The sequence below is a fragment of the Gordonia sp. HS-NH1 genome (genome assembly GCF_001418765.1).
Lineage (GTDB): Bacteria > Actinomycetota > Actinomycetes > Mycobacteriales > Mycobacteriaceae > Gordonia.
The window spans coordinates 17849-32779 of record NZ_LIYC01000031.1 but is presented as its reverse complement, the minus strand read 5'-3'; the positions used below and the strand labels follow the sequence as shown (position 1 = coordinate 32779).

17 protein-coding genes are annotated in these 14931 nt (G+C 70.0%); 2 read left to right on the top strand and 15 right to left on the bottom strand.

Translation table 11 applies throughout. The features are described from left to right. Positions 1 to 3: 3 nt before the first annotated feature. The 9 genes from AMD30_RS18140 to AMD30_RS18100 all read right to left on the bottom strand — a co-directional run bounded on the left by AMD30_RS18140 (position 4) and on the right by AMD30_RS18100 (position 7255). The gene (locus tag AMD30_RS18140; protein ID WP_010842327.1) at positions 4 to 342 is read right to left on the bottom strand and encodes a hypothetical protein; all 339 of its coding nucleotides are present in this window, start codon (positions 340 to 342) and stop codon (positions 4 to 6) included. Continuing rightward, positions 339 to 980 (bottom strand): imidazole glycerol phosphate synthase subunit HisH, encoded by a 642-nt coding sequence (hisH, locus tag AMD30_RS18135; RefSeq protein WP_055476579.1) that lies wholly within the window; start codon positions 978 to 980, stop codon positions 339 to 341. The genes AMD30_RS18140 and hisH overlap by 4 nt, the downstream gene beginning before the upstream one ends. Next, a complete protein-coding gene (gene hisB / locus AMD30_RS18130) occupies positions 977 to 1615 on the bottom strand; it encodes an imidazoleglycerol-phosphate dehydratase HisB (RefSeq protein WP_055476578.1) in 639 nt (212 codons plus the stop codon). Before hisB ends, hisH begins: the two co-directional genes overlap by 4 nt. Then, complete coding sequence (locus AMD30_RS18125; protein WP_055476577.1) at positions 1612 to 2757, bottom strand: histidinol-phosphate transaminase; 1146 nt, start codon at positions 2755 to 2757, stop codon at positions 1612 to 1614. The genes hisB and AMD30_RS18125 overlap by 4 nt, the downstream gene beginning before the upstream one ends. Then, positions 2754 to 4097, bottom strand: coding sequence for a histidinol dehydrogenase (hisD, locus tag AMD30_RS18120; protein ID WP_055476576.1), 1344 nt, complete (start codon positions 4095 to 4097; stop codon positions 2754 to 2756). The genes AMD30_RS18125 and hisD overlap by 4 nt, the downstream gene beginning before the upstream one ends. A 199-nt stretch (positions 4098 to 4296) precedes the next feature. Further along, complete coding sequence (gene nadC / locus AMD30_RS18115) at positions 4297 to 5226, bottom strand: carboxylating nicotinate-nucleotide diphosphorylase (protein WP_055476575.1); 930 nt, start codon at positions 5224 to 5226, stop codon at positions 4297 to 4299. Beyond that, entirely contained in the window at positions 5223 to 6296 is a 1074-nt protein-coding gene (gene nadA / locus AMD30_RS18110) for a quinolinate synthase NadA (RefSeq protein ID WP_055476574.1), read from the bottom strand. Before nadA ends, nadC begins: the two co-directional genes overlap by 4 nt. A 195-nt stretch (positions 6297 to 6491) precedes the next feature. Continuing rightward, positions 6492 to 6998, bottom strand: coding sequence for a DUF1990 family protein (locus AMD30_RS18105; protein WP_055476573.1), 507 nt, complete (start codon positions 6996 to 6998; stop codon positions 6492 to 6494). Next, a complete protein-coding gene (locus tag AMD30_RS18100; RefSeq protein ID WP_055476572.1) occupies positions 6995 to 7255 on the bottom strand; it encodes a helix-turn-helix domain-containing protein in 261 nt (86 codons plus the stop codon). The genes AMD30_RS18105 and AMD30_RS18100 overlap by 4 nt, the downstream gene beginning before the upstream one ends. A gap of 101 nt (positions 7256 to 7356) precedes the next feature. Between AMD30_RS18100 and map the strand changes: the two genes are divergently transcribed. After that, the gene (map, locus tag AMD30_RS18095) at positions 7357 to 8130 is read left to right on the top strand and encodes a type I methionyl aminopeptidase (protein WP_055476571.1); all 774 of its coding nucleotides are present in this window, start codon (positions 7357 to 7359) and stop codon (positions 8128 to 8130) included. A gap of 591 nt (positions 8131 to 8721) precedes the next feature. Next, positions 8722 to 9450 carry an NUDIX hydrolase gene (locus tag AMD30_RS18090; RefSeq protein ID WP_055476570.1) on the top strand — a complete coding sequence of 243 codons (729 nt, stop codon included), beginning with the start codon at positions 8722 to 8724 and terminating at the stop codon, positions 9448 to 9450. Here AMD30_RS18090 and AMD30_RS18085 read toward each other — a convergent pair. The 6 genes from AMD30_RS18085 to AMD30_RS18060 all read right to left on the bottom strand — a co-directional run bounded on the left by AMD30_RS18085 (position 9413) and on the right by AMD30_RS18060 (position 14874). Beyond that, complete coding sequence (locus AMD30_RS18085) at positions 9413 to 10009, bottom strand: DUF2567 domain-containing protein (RefSeq protein ID WP_055476569.1); 597 nt, start codon at positions 10007 to 10009, stop codon at positions 9413 to 9415. The genes AMD30_RS18090 and AMD30_RS18085 overlap by 38 nt on opposite strands. Further along, on the bottom strand, positions 10006 to 10245 hold the full coding sequence (bsaP, locus tag AMD30_RS18080) for a biotin synthase auxiliary protein BsaP (RefSeq protein WP_055476568.1): 240 nt from the start codon (positions 10243 to 10245) through the stop codon (positions 10006 to 10008). The genes AMD30_RS18085 and bsaP overlap by 4 nt, the downstream gene beginning before the upstream one ends. A gap of 33 nt (positions 10246 to 10278) precedes the next feature. Continuing rightward, positions 10279 to 11316, bottom strand: a complete 1038-nt coding sequence (gene bioB, locus AMD30_RS18075) for a biotin synthase BioB (protein ID WP_055476567.1) — start codon at positions 11314 to 11316, stop codon at positions 10279 to 10281. A gap of 41 nt (positions 11317 to 11357) precedes the next feature. Next, positions 11358 to 12041, bottom strand: a complete 684-nt coding sequence (bioD, locus tag AMD30_RS18070) for an ATP-dependent dethiobiotin synthetase BioD (RefSeq protein ID WP_231632774.1) — start codon at positions 12039 to 12041, stop codon at positions 11358 to 11360. A gap of 308 nt (positions 12042 to 12349) precedes the next feature. Then, positions 12350 to 13549, bottom strand: a complete 1200-nt coding sequence (locus AMD30_RS18065; RefSeq protein ID WP_055476565.1) for an 8-amino-7-oxononanoate synthase — start codon at positions 13547 to 13549, stop codon at positions 12350 to 12352. Beyond that, on the bottom strand, positions 13546 to 14874 hold the full coding sequence (locus AMD30_RS18060) for an adenosylmethionine--8-amino-7-oxononanoate transaminase (protein ID WP_055476564.1): 1329 nt from the start codon (positions 14872 to 14874) through the stop codon (positions 13546 to 13548). Before AMD30_RS18060 ends, AMD30_RS18065 begins: the two co-directional genes overlap by 4 nt. Positions 14875 to 14931: the final 57 nt, after the last annotated feature.

Sequence of the window (14931 nt, the reverse complement as noted above, 5' to 3'; positions counted from 1 at the left end):
TGGTCAGGCGGGGTCGTGACCGTCGCGAGCCGCGATCAGGTCCGCCCGCGCACGGTCGACCATGCGGTTGGCAACGGTACCGATCGCGGCGATCATCGCCGCCACCGCCACCAGCGCGGCGACGAGCCCGGCGATCGGCGACCAGTGCGCGCACAGCGCGATGATCGGGACGGACGCGATGAGGACCAGCACACCCGCCCCGAGAGCGTAGAAGGCGAGTTTGGCGATCGAGAAACCGGTCGACGCCGACGCGGAGTCCTTCGGCACGGATTCGGGCGGCGGCCCGCCGTGCCCGTCGCCGAACCCGCCGTCGTGGCCGGGGCGCGGCGTGCCGTCGGTCACGAGAGTCCCCGAACCCAGTTCTCCAGCAGGTGGGCGCCGGCGTCACCGGACTTCTCCGGGTGGAACTGCGTGGCCGACAACGGCCCGTTCTCGACTGCGGCGAGGAACCGGCCGCCGTGTTCGGCCCAGGTCAGTCGGGGTGCGACCAGAGGCGAACCCTCGTTGTCCATCTCCCAGGTCTGCGCGGCGTAGGAGTGCACGAAGTAGAAGCGGGTGTCGGCGTCGAGTCCGTCGAACAGCACCGAACCCGCCGGGGCGTCGACCGTGTTCCAGCCCATGTGCGGCAGCACCGGCGCCGGCAGCTGCGTCACACTGCCCGGCCACTCTCCGCAACCCTCCGCCTCGACACCGAACTCGACGCCGCGCTCGAAGAGGATCTGCATGCCGACGCAGATGCCCAGCACCCGGCGACCGCCGGCCAGTCGTCGCCCGACGATCCGGTCGCCCTTGACCGCGCGCAGGCCTTCCATGCAGGCGGCGAACGCGCCGACGCCGGGCACGACGAGGCCGGTGGCGTTCAGGGCCGTGTCGAAGTCGGAGGTGACCGTCACCTGTGCCCCGGTCCGCTCGAGCGCACGCTGCGCGGACCGCAGGTTGCCCGAGCCGTAGTCGAGGATCGTGACGTCGGCGACGCTCACAGCGCGCCCTTCGTCGACGGCACACCGGTCACGCGGGCGTCGTATTCGGTCGCCGCGCGCAACGCGCGGGCCACGGCCTTGAACTCCGCCTCGGTGATGTGGTGCTGGTCGCGGCCGTAGAGGACCCGCACGTGCAGCGCGATGCGAGCGTTGAGCGCGATCGACTCGAACACGTGCCGGTTGATGACGGTCGAGTACGGGACACCCGGGTAGCCACCGATCACGGCGGTGAGCATGTGCTCGGGCTCGCCGGTGTGGACGCAGTAGGGGCGGCCCGACACGTCGACGACGGCCTGGGCGAGGGTCTCGTCCATCGGGATCCAGGAATCGCCGAAGCGACGGATGCCCTTCTTGTCGCCGAGCGCCTGGCCGAGAGCCTGGCCGAGCACGATCGCGGTGTCCTCGATGGTGTGGTGGCCCTCGACCTCGATGTCGCCCTTCGCCTCGACGGTGAGATCGAAGCTGCCGTGCTGACCGAAGGCGGTGAGCATGTGATCGAAGAACGCGATGCCGGTCGAGATGTTCGTCACGCCGGTGCCGTCGAGATTCAATTCGACGGAGATCGACGACTCCCTGGTGCTCCGTTCGACCTTCGCGACACGGGGCGCGGGGTTGGTCGCAGAGGGGGTGCTCACTGAGGGTTCTCCAGATCTGTGGTGGCGAGCGTGCGGCTGACGTCGAGGAAGGCGTCGTTCTCATGCGCGAGACCGATGGTCACCCGGAGGTGACCGGCGATGCCGACGTCCCGGATGAGGACGCCCTGGTCGAGGTAACGCTGCCACGACGCCGCAGCATCCCGGAACCGTCCGAACAGCACGAAGTTGGCGTCGGAGTCGATGACGCGGTACCCGAAGGCGGTCAGCGCCGCGACCACGCGCTCGCGTTCGGACCGGATCGCGGTGACGCCGGCGAGGGTGTCGTCGCTGTGGCGCAATGCGGCTCGCGCGGCGGCCTGGGTCAGCACGGACAGGTGGTACGGGAGCCGCACCAGCTGGATCGCGTCGACGACGGCGGGCGCTGCGGCGAGGTAGCCGAGCCGGCCGCCGGCGAAGGCGAAGGCCTTGCTCATCGTCCGGCTGACGACGACCTTGGCCGGGAACTCGTCGATGAGCTCGACGGCGCTCGGAGCCGCCGAGAACTCGGCGTAGGCCTCGTCGACGATCACGATGCCCGGAGCCGCCTCGACGATGCGACGCAGGTCCGCGAGCGGGATCGAACCGCCGGTCGGGTTGTTCGGCGACGTCACGAAAACGACGTCCGGTTCGCGGTTCGCGACTTCGGCGACCGCGTAGTCGGTGTCGAGCGAGAAGTCGCCCGCCCGCGCCGCGACCAGCCAGGTGGTGTCGGTGCCGTCGGAGATGATCGGGTGCATCGAGTAGGACGGGACGAAGCCGAGCGCGCTGCGACCGGGACCGCCGAACGCCTGCAGCAACTGCTGCAGGACCTCGTTGGAACCGTTTGCCGCCCAGAGGTTTTCGACGCCGAGCTGCACACCGGTGGCCCGTGTCAGGTAGGCGGCGAGGTCGGCACGGAGAGCGACGGCATCGCGGTCGGGATAGCGGTGCAGCACGGCGGCGGCCTCGCGCACCGACGCGGCGACATCGTCGATCAGGGCCGGCGACGGCGCGTGCGGGTTCTCGTTGGTGTTGAGGATCACCGGAACCCTGAGTTGCGGTGCGCCATAAGCGCTCTTGCCACGGAGGTTCTCACGTAGCGGCAGGTCGTCGACGGTGATCGAGCTGCCCGGGGTTGCCGTCACCGGATCGGCGGCCGTCACCGGCCCGCGCTCCCGACGAAGCGCTGCTTCACCGCATCACCGTGACCGGGCAGGTCCTCGGCGTCGGCGAGGGTCACCACCTTGTCGGCGACCTCGCGCAGCGCGGCCTCGTCGTAGTCGATGACGTGGACGCCCTTGAGGAAGGTCTGCACCGACAACCCGGAGGCGAAGCGCGCCGAACCCGAGGTGGGCAGAACGTGATTGGAGCCCGCACAGTAGTCACCGAGGCTGACCGGCGCATAGGGCCCGACGAAGATCGCGCCCGCGTTGTGCACCCGGTCGGCGACCGCGGCCGCGTCCCGGGTCTGGATCTCGAGGTGTTCGGCCGCATAGGCATCGACGACGGCGAGCCCCGCGTCGAGATCGTCGACGAGGACGACGCCCGACTGCTCCCCCGACAGCGCGGTGGTCACGCGTTCGCGGTGCTTGGTGGCCGCGACCTGCTGCTCGAGAGCCTCGTCGACGGCGTCTGCGAGTTCGGCGCTGTCGGTCACGAGCACCGACGCCGCGAGGACGTCGTGCTCGGCCTGGCTGATGAGGTCGGAGGCGAGGATGCCCGCGTCCGCCGAGTCGTCGGCGAGGATCGCGATCTCGGTGGGTCCGGCCTCGGAGTCGATGCCGACCACGCTGCGGCACAGACGCTTGGCCGCGGTGACGTAGATGTTGCCCGGGCCGGTGATGAGGTCGACGGGGTCGAGAACGGCATTCGGCTCGTCCGCGGATTCCGTGTCGGCGCCACCGTAGGCGAGCAGTGCCACGCCCTGGGCACCGCCGACCGCCCACACCTCGTCGACTCCGAGGAGCGCACAGGCGGCGAGGATGGTCGGGTGCGGCCACCCGCCGAAGTCCTTCTGCGGAGGCGAGGCGACGACCAGCGAGCCGACGCCGGCCTCCTGGGCGGGGACGACGTTCATGATGACCGACGACGGATAGACGGCGTTTCCGCCCGGGACGTACAGGCCGACGCGGCGCACCGGAATCCACTTCTCGCTGACGACGCCGCCGTCGACGACCTGGGTGCGGGTGGTCTCCCGTCGCTGGTCGGCGTGAACCTTGCGCGCGCGTGTGATCGACTCGCGCAGCGCCTCGGCAACCTGCGGGTCGAGCCCGGCCAGAGCATCGGCGATGACCTGGGCGGGCACCCGCACCGACGCGGGGCGGACACCGTCGAACTTCTCGCCATAGTCGAGCGCAGAGCTGCTCCCGTTCTCCGCCACCGAATGCACGACCGGTGTCACCGTGTCGAGGACGGCATTGACATCGGTACCCCCGCGGGGCAGCGCGCGACGCAACTCGGCGAGTGTCGGCGTGCTACCGCGCAGGTCAATTCGGGCGAGCATGATCTCTCCTGGTGGCTGCTGATGTACCCGACAAGGATACGTGTCGGCTGCCAGCGGGTTTCTGGTGCGGGTTGTCACCGAGAACGTCGGGGCAGTTCGATCCGGTATGCGGACGAAGCTGCCCCCGTCCTTCCACCGGCCGTTCGCCAGGACCGAGTTGTCCGACGTCGAGGTCCGAACCGGCGACGCGGGGCTGAACCTACGGTGCCGGGATGTCCAGACCGAGGTCCAGGACGGTGACGGAGTGCGTCAGGGCGCCCACGGCCAGGTAGTCGACGCCGGTGCGGGCATAGTCGGCCGCGACGTCGAGCGACAGGCCTCCCGAGCTCTCCAGCTTGGTGCCCGGCGAACGGGTGTTGCGGCGCTGGACGGCCATCTGGGTCTCCCACGGCTCGAAGTTGTCCAGCAGGACCAACTGCGGTTCGAGTCCGAGGACCTCGTCGAGCTGGGCCAGCGAGTCGACCTCGACCTCGACCGGTAGGCCCGGCGCCGCCGCCCGGACCGCCTCCAGTGCCGCGGCGACCGAACCCGCGGCGACGACGTGGTTGTCCTTGACGAGGGCGGCGTCGCCGAGCCCCATCCGGTGATTGACTCCCCCGCCGGCACGAACCGCGTACTTCTGCAGATGCCGAAGACCCGGAAGTGTCTTGCGCGAGTCGCGGATTCGGGCGTCCGTACCCTCCACCGCCGCCACCCAGGCCGCGGTGGTCGTGGCGATCCCCGACAGGTGCGAGATCAGGTTGAGCGCCGTGCGTTCCGCGGTCAGCAGCGCTCGCGTCGGAGCGTGGACGGCGAGTACGACGGTGCCGGGTTCGACGCGGGTTCCGTCGTCGACGCGCGACGTGATCGTGTACTCGCCCGCCCCGATCACCTCGTCGAAGACCGCCTCGACCACCGGCACGCCGGCGATCACACCATGCGCGCGGCTGATGATCGCCGCGTCGACGACCGCGTCGGCGGGGACCGTGGACGTGCTCGTGACGTCGGGGCCGTATCGCAGATCCTCGTCGAGCGCGGTGCGGATCAACGCGCGGACCTCGTCGGTGACCGCGGCGCCGAGTTCACCGCCCGCGGCCTGGCCGACGAAGCCGCCGGCCGGGGCCGTCGTCGAGGGGGTGGAGCTGCTCACTCGCCCGATCCGGGGTTGCCGATCGCGATCATGCGCTCGACGCTCTTGCGCGCCTTCTCGGCGACGTCGGCGTCGACGAACACCTCGTCGCGACCCTCCCGCAGGCACCGGAGCATGGCCGCCGGGGTGATCATCTTCATGTAGGGGCACGATGCCCGGTCGTTGACCGCCTGGAAGTCGACGCCCGGTGCGGCCTTGCGCAACTGGTGCAGCATCCCGACCTCGGTGGCGACGAGCACCTGCTTCGCGCCGGTCTCGCGCGCGGCGTCGAGCATGCCGCCCGTCGACAGGATCTTCACCTTCTCCTCGGGAACGAAACCCTCGCCGGCCAGATACAGCGCCGAGGTCGCGCAACCGCATTCGGGGTGGATGAACAGGTCGGCGTCCGGGTGCGAGTTCGCCTGCGCGGTCAACTCGTCACCGTTGATGCCGGCGTGCACGTGGCATTCGCCCGCCCAGATGTGGATGTTGTCGCGGCCGGTCTCGCGCTTGACGTGCGCGCCGAGGAACTGGTCCGGCAGGAACAGGACGTCGCGGTCGGGATCGATCGACGCGACCACGTCGACCGCGTTCGACGACGTGCAGCAGATGTCGGTGAGGCCCTTCACCTCGGCGGTGGTGTTCACGTAGGACACCACCAGCGCATCGGGGAACTCGGCCTTCCAGGCCCGGAGTTCGTCCGCGGTGATCGAGTCGGCGAGCGAGCATCCGGCGCGCTCGTCGGGGATCAGGACCCGCTTCTCGGGGCTCAGGATCTTGGCGGTCTCGGCCATGAAGTGGACGCCGCAGAAGATGATCTCGTCGGAGTCGACCTCGGCGGCGATCCGCGAGAGGGCAAGAGAGTCGCCGACATGGTCGGCAACATCCTGGATGGCTGGGAGCTGGTAGTTGTGCGCGAGCAGCGTCGCGTTGCGCGCCTTGGCGAGGCGGCGGACCTCGTCCGCCCACTCCTGCGTCGGCTCCACGCCGGTGTAACCGCCCGGCGCGTCGTACCACGTCGCATCGACGAGCGCCGAGTCCTCGACTGCGGGCGCGGTCATCGACGTGAGGCGATCACTGGTGATGCTCATGTGCCACTCCTCTGGCTACCCGGCGACGAGTTCCGTCCCCGGGACGCTGGTTCCCCAGATCACGGGCCGTGTGTCCGAGGCAGGTTTTCGACTCATGGTCGAAAACGCTATGCATCGTAACATTCGCCACACTCACGGCATTCCCATGACCTCGTCGCCGGCGTTCTCGGCCCGCGATCCAGGCGGACGACGAGTTCAGCCACACATCAGAGCGTCGAGGTAGCGCTCGGCGAATCGCGACTGCACAACCCGCCCGATCGGCCCGCCCAGACGCGTGAACCACCGCCCCGGACGCGAGAACGCGACGACATGCCCGACCACGGTGTCGTCGTCGAGCCATTCCACCCAGAAGCGCTCTTCGCCGATCTCGGGATGGCCGGGCAGCGTGCCGTACGCGAAGCCGCGCTCGCGCGGGGCGTCGATCACCTCGATGACCCGGCACCGTGCGGTGATCGCGAGGGGGCCGAGACCGGCACGCAGGTCGACGTCGGCGTCGACAGTGGCCGCGGGCGTCGATTCGTCGACACCGAAGCCGGCACGACGATGCATGTCCCAGTTCATGATTCGCCGGCCGGCCGTGGCGAAGCAGGCAGCTCCCGAGCCGATGACCCGTGACCGGCGCAGATGGTGGTAACCGGACGGGAGCGTCCCGGCCGTCGCGCCGACCTCGGGATAGGTGAGATCCGATCGGTTCGCGGTCACCCGACTCGTGCCACCTCGGCGTCGAGCACGAGCGCCAGATCGTCGAGTGAGGTACCCAGCGCGCGAGCAAGCGCCGCGATCGTGGCGAAAGCGGGCGTCGGCATGCGTCCGGTCTCGATCTTGCGCAGGGTCTCCGGCGAGATACCCGCGCCCGACGCCACATCGCCCAGCGGACGATCGCCGCGCAACTCGCGGAGACGGGCGCCGAGCCGGCGGCCGGCCGCGATCTGTTCCGGGGTCAGGGGGTTACGCACCATGTGGCGATCCTAGCGGGTCCGGTATACAAATACCGAGACGCGGTGGTATTTGTATACCGACCAGCGATCCGAAAGAACGCAATGACCACGAGAGGACGGGAATGGTCGAACTGAAGTCGCCTGCCGAGGTGGCCGCCATGGGAGTGACGGGGGCGTTCATCGCAGATCTCCTCGACGACCTCGCTGGACGCGCCGACGTCGGGGTCAACCTCCTCGAGCTCGAGGAACGCGCGCGGAAGCTCGTCAACGACCGCGGTGCACAGTCCTGCTACTGGGACTACTCGCCGTCCTTCGGCCGCGGCCCGTTCCGCAATGTGATCTGCCTGTCGGTGAACGACGCTGTCCTGCACGGACTCCCGCACGATTACGTCCTCGCCGACGGAGACCTGCTCTCGATGGACATCGCCGTCGCCATCGACGGCTGGGTGGCCGACTCCGCGCGCAGCGTCATCGTCGGCACCCCGCGACCCGACGATCAGCGACTCGTCGAGGCCACGGAAGAAGCACTGGGCGCAGCCATCGACGCCGCTCGTCCGGGCGGTCGGCTCGGCGACATCTCGGCCGCGATCGGAGCGGTCGCCGCCCCACACGGGTATCGGGTCAACACCGAGTTCGGCGGACACGGGCTGGGCCGCACCATGCACGAGGATCCCCACGTCGCCAACGTGGGCCGGGCCGGACGCGGCATGAAACTCCGCCCCGGCCTGACCCTCGCACTCGAACCGTGGTTCACGCTCGGTTCCGAGCGCATCAAGTTCGACGCCGACGGGTGGACCATCCGGTCGTTCGACGGCTCGCGCGGCGCGCACAGCGAACACACGATCGCCGTCACCGAGGGCGAGGCGCTGGTCCTCACGACGAACCGGGGCGGGTAGTCGAGGTCACCAGGTGGCTTCGACACGGCGCCTCGACCTCGACGCGCTCCTTCGTCGCTTGCTCGGCCCGGCGGCTTCGCTCGGAGCCGGCTCAACCAGCAGGGGGTCGCCGACTCCTCCAGCGGAGGGCACCAGCACAACCAGCAGGGGGGCGCCGACTCCTCCAGCGGAGGGCACCAGCACAACCAGCAGGGGGGCGCCGACTCCTCCAGCGGAGGGCACCAGCACAACCAGCAGGGGGGCGCCGACTCCTCCAGCGGAGGGCACCAGCACAACCAGCAGGGGGGCGCCGACTCCTCCAGCGGAGGGCACCAGCACAACCAGCAGGGGGTCGCCGACTCCTCCAGCGGAGGTCACCAGCACAACCAGCCGGGGGTCACCAGCACAACCAGCCGGGGTCGCCAGCACAACCAGCCGGGGCTCGCCAGCACAACCAGCCGGGGCTCGCCGACACAACCAGCCGGGGCTCGCCAGCACAACCAGCGGGGGGTAACCGGCTCAACCAGCCGGGGGTCGCCAGCACGTCCAGCGGGGGCTCTCCAATCTCAACCAGCGGGGGTCACCAGCAGGGCGCACCCTACAATCGGGCGCATGCCATCCGCCGGGTCCGAGCCACCCATCGCCGACGGTGCGACCCTCCGGGTGGAAGTCCTGAGCGTCGTCTTCCAGATCCGCGTACCCCAGACCCGGAACACGTCGGACACCGACGACCCGTCGTTGTGCGTCCTGCTGTCGCGGTCCGCCGACGGCGTGTGGACACTTCCCGGCGGCGGGGTCGGCGCCGAGGAGACGTTGTCGGCGAGCGCACGCCGGCTCGTCGCGGACGCGCTCGACGTCCGTGAGATCGCGCACCTGGAACAACTGTCGGTCTTCTCCGACCCGCACCGGGTGCCCACGGTCCGCACCATCGCGTCGACCTACATGGGCCTCGTGCCCTCCGACGCCGACGCGACACCCCCCGACGCCGCGGGCTGGTTCGCCGTCGACGGATTACCGCCCCTGGCCTTCGATCACGCCGGGATCGTCGAGGCCGCCCGGCATCGACTTGCGGCCAAACTCTCCTACACCAACATCGCGTTCGCGCTGGCCCCCGCCCGGTTCCCGATGTCGGCATTGTCGGAGATCTACTGCGCCGCACTGGGTTATCCCGTGGACACGACCAACCTGCTCCGCATCCTGAGCCGGCGCGCGGTGGTGGTCGCCACCGGGACCGTCGGCAAGACCGGCCGTAACGGGGGTCGCCCGCCGGCGCTCTACGCCTTCGCGGAGAAGGAGCTACGCGTCACGGATGAGTTCGCGACGCTGCGCCCACCGATGTGAACACGTCCGCCGGCGGCTCGTCGGACTCGAGATCTCCGACGCCCAGATCGGCTGTCCGCGAGGACAACACGCAGACGAGGTACACCACGGCGAACGCGAACGGGGCACAGATGAGCAGCGTCCACGGCTCGGCCGGGCCGGACCGCGTCGCGCCGTCGAGCCACAGCTCCGGCGCGACCCGGTAGACGGCGTCGACCGGCAGTGCGGTCGGATCGTCGTCGAACCGCAGGCCCGCGACCCACATCCCGACCGACGCCGCAAGCGCCGAACCTGCCACCGTCGCGAGGGCGGGCCACACGAATCCGGCGACCCCGCGCCACGTCCGGGCCGCAAACCACACGACGATGGCCGTGACCGCGCCGTAGGCGAACATCGTCAGGGCGAAGGCGCCCACGCCGGCGAAGTCGGCGGGGATGTCCTCGCGACGCAGACCCTCGAACACGACGCCGGTGGTCGGCGGGGTGAGGAGCGCCCAGACCGCCCCGGCGACGACGCCGATGAGGGCCACGCCGACGGTGACCGCGGCCAGTCCCGAGACCGTGCGGACCGGCGGTTTCACCGGCGACCCAGCTCCGACGAGTCGACCGTCCCGTGCCTCGAGCAGCGGGCATCCCATCCGTCGGGCCGCACCTGGACCACCATCCGGCGCCCGCACTGGCCACAGAAGCGAGGGGGTTCGAGACCCAACCGGGCAGCCGGCGGCACGGCGTCGGGAGCCTGCAGTTCCAGTTCGAGTCCGGTGAACACACCGAACCGGCACGGCTCGGCGAGAGGACCCGGGACGGTGTCGATCATGAGAACACGCTACCCATCGCGGCGACGAGCCCGTCAGATCGTGTCGTTCAACGACTTGATCGGCATGGACAGATCACTGAGGAGATCGAGATCGTCCTCGGCGGGCCGGCCGAGGGTCGTCAGGTAGTTGCCGACGATGACGGCGTTGATGCCGCCGAGGATGCCCTGTTTGGCCCCCAGGTCGCCGAGCGTGATCTCACGCCCGCCGGCGAAGCGCAGGATGGTGCGCGGCAGCGCCAGACGGAAGGCGGCCACCGACTTGAGGGCCTCCGCGGCGGGGAGCACGTCGAGATCGCCGAACGGGGTGCCGGGCCGCGGGTTCAAGAAGTTCAGCGGCACCTCGTCGGGCTCGAGCGTCGCCAGTTCGGCGGCGAACTCGGCCCGTTGCTCCAGGGACTCACCCATACCGAGGATGCCGCCGCAGCAGACCTCCATGCCCGCCTCCCGGACCATGCGCAGGGTGTCCCAGCGCTCCTCCCAGGTGTGGGTCGTCACCACGTTCGGGAAGTGGCTGCGCGCGGTCTCGAGATTGTGGTTGTAACGGTGCACGCCCATGTCGCGGAGCTGGTCGACCTGCTCCTGGGTGAGCATGCCCAGGCTGCACGCGATCTGGATGTCGACCTCGTTGCGGATGGCCTCGATTCCCGCCGCGACCTGACTGAGCAGCCGCTTGTCGGGACCGCGGACCGCCGCGACGATGCAGAACTCGGTCGCACCGGTCTTCGCGGTCTGCTTGGCCGCCTCGACGAGGGAGGGGATGTCGATCCACGCACTTCGTACCGGCGAGGCGAAAAGTCCGGACTGGGAACAGAAATGGCAGTCTTCTGGGCACCCGCCGGTTTTCAGCGAGATGATGCCCTCGACCTCGACCTCGGGCCCGCACCAGCGCATCCGCACATCGTGGGCGAGCTGGAGCAGTTCGGTCAGCCGGTCGTCGGGCAACCGCAGAACCCGGAGAACCTGCTCCTGATCGAGCGGCTCGCCGCGGTCGAGCACCTGGTCACGGGCGATGGCGAGGATGTCGTCCGACGCCGGTGCCGAGGTGGTGGCGTCGACTGTTGCCTGGGTCACTGGTGATACTCCTTGGATGATTGTTCTGCTGCGGGAACGTGTTACGGCGTCCGGACGAGCTGTTCCGGATGGCGGGGAGAAAGGGTCGCGAGCCACTCGTCGTCGAACCACGACGCTGCGTGGCGGCGGAACTCGGCGGGTTCGAGGTTCGCGGCGCCGGCGGGCAGGACCCCGACGACCGGCACCCCGGTCACCCGCGGGAGGTCGGTGCGGTTGCACCGCATCGCGAGGTCGGGATCGTCCGGCCACCAACCGATCACGAGCCCGGCGGGACGCAGACCGCGCGCCCGCACCGCGTTCACGGTGAGTTCGGCGTGATTCAGCGCGCCCAGCCCCGGCGCCACCACGACCAGCACACCGTCGACGGTGTCGGGAACGAGAGTGGCCGCGGCGATGTCGAGGATCGTGGCCGACTCCCCCAGCCGCACCAGCACTCCGCCGGCGCCCTCGACGAGGGTCAGGTCGTGTGACGCGGCCAGATCGTCCACGGCGCGGACGATCACCGCCGGATCGGCCAGTGGCATCCCGGCGCGGCGCGCGGCGGTGTCGGGCGCGAGGGGTTCCGGGTAGCGGAAGAGCTCGACCGCGGTGACGTCGCCCGCCAGGCGTTGCACCTCGGCGAGGTCGCCGGGTTCGTCGGGACCGACGCCGGTTTGTACCGGTTTGCATACGGCGACGCGCCCTTCGTGGCTCGTCGCTATCGCTCCTCGTACCTCAGGGAGCAGAGGATGGGCAGACGCTAACGCTCCTCGCACCTCAGGGAGCAGAGGATGGGCAGACGCTAACGCTCCTCGCACCTCAGGGAGCAGAGGATGGGCAGACGCTAACGCTCCTCGCACCTCAGGGAGCAGAGGATGGGCAGACGCTAACGCTCCTCGCACCTCAGGGAGCAGGGGGTCGGCCACCTCAGGGAGCAGAGGGTCGGCCACCTCGTGGAGCAGGCAGGCAGCGGCGAGTGCCGCGGTGGCGACGGTCTTCCCGACGTCGGTCGAGGTCCCGGTGACGGCGAGGACCCTGCCGCGGCGTGCGGCGGTCACCGCGCACCGACTTCGCGCAGCGCGGCGTCGACGACGGCGGCCACGTGGTCGAGGGCAGCGGCTTCGAGGTCGGCGCGCACCGTGATCCGCAGCCTCGAAGTCCCGACCGGGACCGAGGGCGGACGGAAACACCCGACGAGGACGCCACGGTCCCGGCACGCGGCAGCAGCCGCCACCGCGCGTTGCGGATCCCCGACGACGATCGAGATGACCGCCGCGGCGGGCTCTTCGACGCCACAGGCGAGCGCCAGGCGACGGGCGTTGTCGCGCAGTCGGTCCGGCAACCCGGGTTGCGCCCGCAGGATCGTCAGTGCGGCATGCGCGGCGCCGACCGCGGCCGGGTTCAGGCCGGTGTCGAAGATGAAGGTGCGGGCGCAGTCGATGAGGTGCGAGCGCAGTAGCTCCGACCCGAGGACCACACCGCCCTGCGCGCCGAGCGACTTCGACAGCACGGTCGTGACGATGAGATCGGGAGCACCCGAAAGTCCCTGTTCGGCGACGAGTCCGCGACCACCCGGACCACGTACCCCGAGAGCGTGGGCCTCGTCCACGAGCAGGACGGCCCCGTGCGCGCGTGCCGCGGCATACAGATCCGCGACCGGCGCCGGTTGACCGTCGATGCTGTACACCGAATCGGTGACGACGAGCGCCCGGGCCTCGGTACGTTCGGCGAGGGCCCGCCGGACCGCCTCGTGATCGCCGCGGTCGACGACCACCACCCGGGCACGCGACAACCGGCAGCCGTCGATCAGCGACGCATGGGTGCCGGTGTCGCTGACGATCAGGTCGCCGCGTGTCGCCAGCGCGGTGATCGCACCGACATTCGCCAGGTAACCGGACGAGAAGACCAGTGCCGCATCGAATCCGAGGAAGTCGGCGAGATCGTGCTCGAGATCGACGTGTGCCTGGGTGGTGCCGACGACGAGGCGCGACGCCGTCGAGCCACCTCCCCACCGTTCCGCGGCGGCCCGCGCACCCGCGATCACTGCGGGGTGGGTCGACAACCCGAGGTAGTCGTTGGAACCGAGGTTGATCTCGTCGCCGGCCGCCCTGCGGACGTGTGGGCTGCGATGCAGGCCGGCCTCGGCGCGCGCACGGGCGGCGCCGGCCAGCCACGCCAGACCGATCTCTCCCCCGCCGCTGACCCGCGCATCGCCGTCGACCCTCGAATCCGGCTGCACCTGAATCGAAGTCATGACCGCACCACTGCCGGCTCGCGATCGCCGACCGTGGCATGCACGGCAGCGGACACTCCGCGCACGATCACCCCGATGTCCTCGGGTGTGCAGATGAACGGCGGCATCGTATAGACGAGATTGCGGAACGGCCGCAGCCATGCCCCGGCCTCGACGGCAGCGTCGGTGGCCGCCACCATGTCGACCGGGCGATCGAGTTCGACGACGCCGATCGCGCCGAGGACCCGCACATCGACGACGCCGTGGCGATCACGCATCGGTTCGAGTCCGTCGCGGAGCCCCCGCTCGATCGCCGAGACCCGCTCGGCCCACGGCGTTTCCAGCAGCAGTTCGATCGCTGCGACGGCCACCGCGCAGGCCAGCGGGTTGGCCATGAAGGTCGGGCCGTGCGCGAGTCCGCCCGCCTCCCCCGCACTGATCACCTGAGCGATCTCGGACGTGCACAGGGTCGCGGCGAGCGTGAGGTAGCCACCGGTGAGCGCCTTGCCGACACACATGATGTCGGGCGCGACGCCGGCGCCCGGCGCCGCGTCGGCCCCCGGGGCGGCGTCGGCCGCGAACAACGTTCCGGTACGGCCGAATCCGGTCGCGATCTCGTCGAAGATCAGCAGGACGTCGTGTCGGTCACAGATCTCCCGGAGCGCACGCAGATATGCCGCGTCGTGGAATCGCATGCCGCCCGCGCCCTGGACCACGGGTTCGACGATGACCGCGGCGAGCTCGTCGTGGTGCGCGCGCACGGTGCGCTCGAACTCGGCGACGTAGTCGGGCCGGAACTCGGCCGGCGGTGCGTCGACGAAGATCTGTTGTGCGAGAACACCCTTCCACATCGCGTGCATGCCGCCGTCGGGATCGCAGACGCTCATCGGGGTGAAGGTGTCGCCGTGGTAGCCGCCACGCCAGGTGAGCAGACGCGTGCGGCCGGACCGACCGCGGCTGCGCCAATACTGCAGCGCCATCTTGACCGCCACCTCGACCGACACCGACCCCGAGTCGCAGAAGAACACCTTCTCCAGGCCGGCCGGGGTGATCTCGACGAGGAGCTGCGCCAGCCGGGCGGCCGGTTCGTGGGTCAGACCGCCGAACATGACGTGCGACATCCGACCGAGCTGAGCGGCCGCGGCGGAGTCGAGTCGGGGGTGTCCATAACCGTGGATCGCCGCCCACCAGGAGCTCATCCCGTCGACCACCGATCGGCCGTCCGCGAGTTCGAAGCGGACACCCGAGGCCGAGGCCACGACCAACGGCCGGGTGGCCGCCGGCAGCGCACCGTAGGGGTGCCAGATGTGGTCGGCATCGATGCGACTGATCGCGTCGTGATCCATGAGGCACCTCCCGGCCTGTCGTTAGGCAGTCCTGAACACCGTCCAGGGTCCTGAACA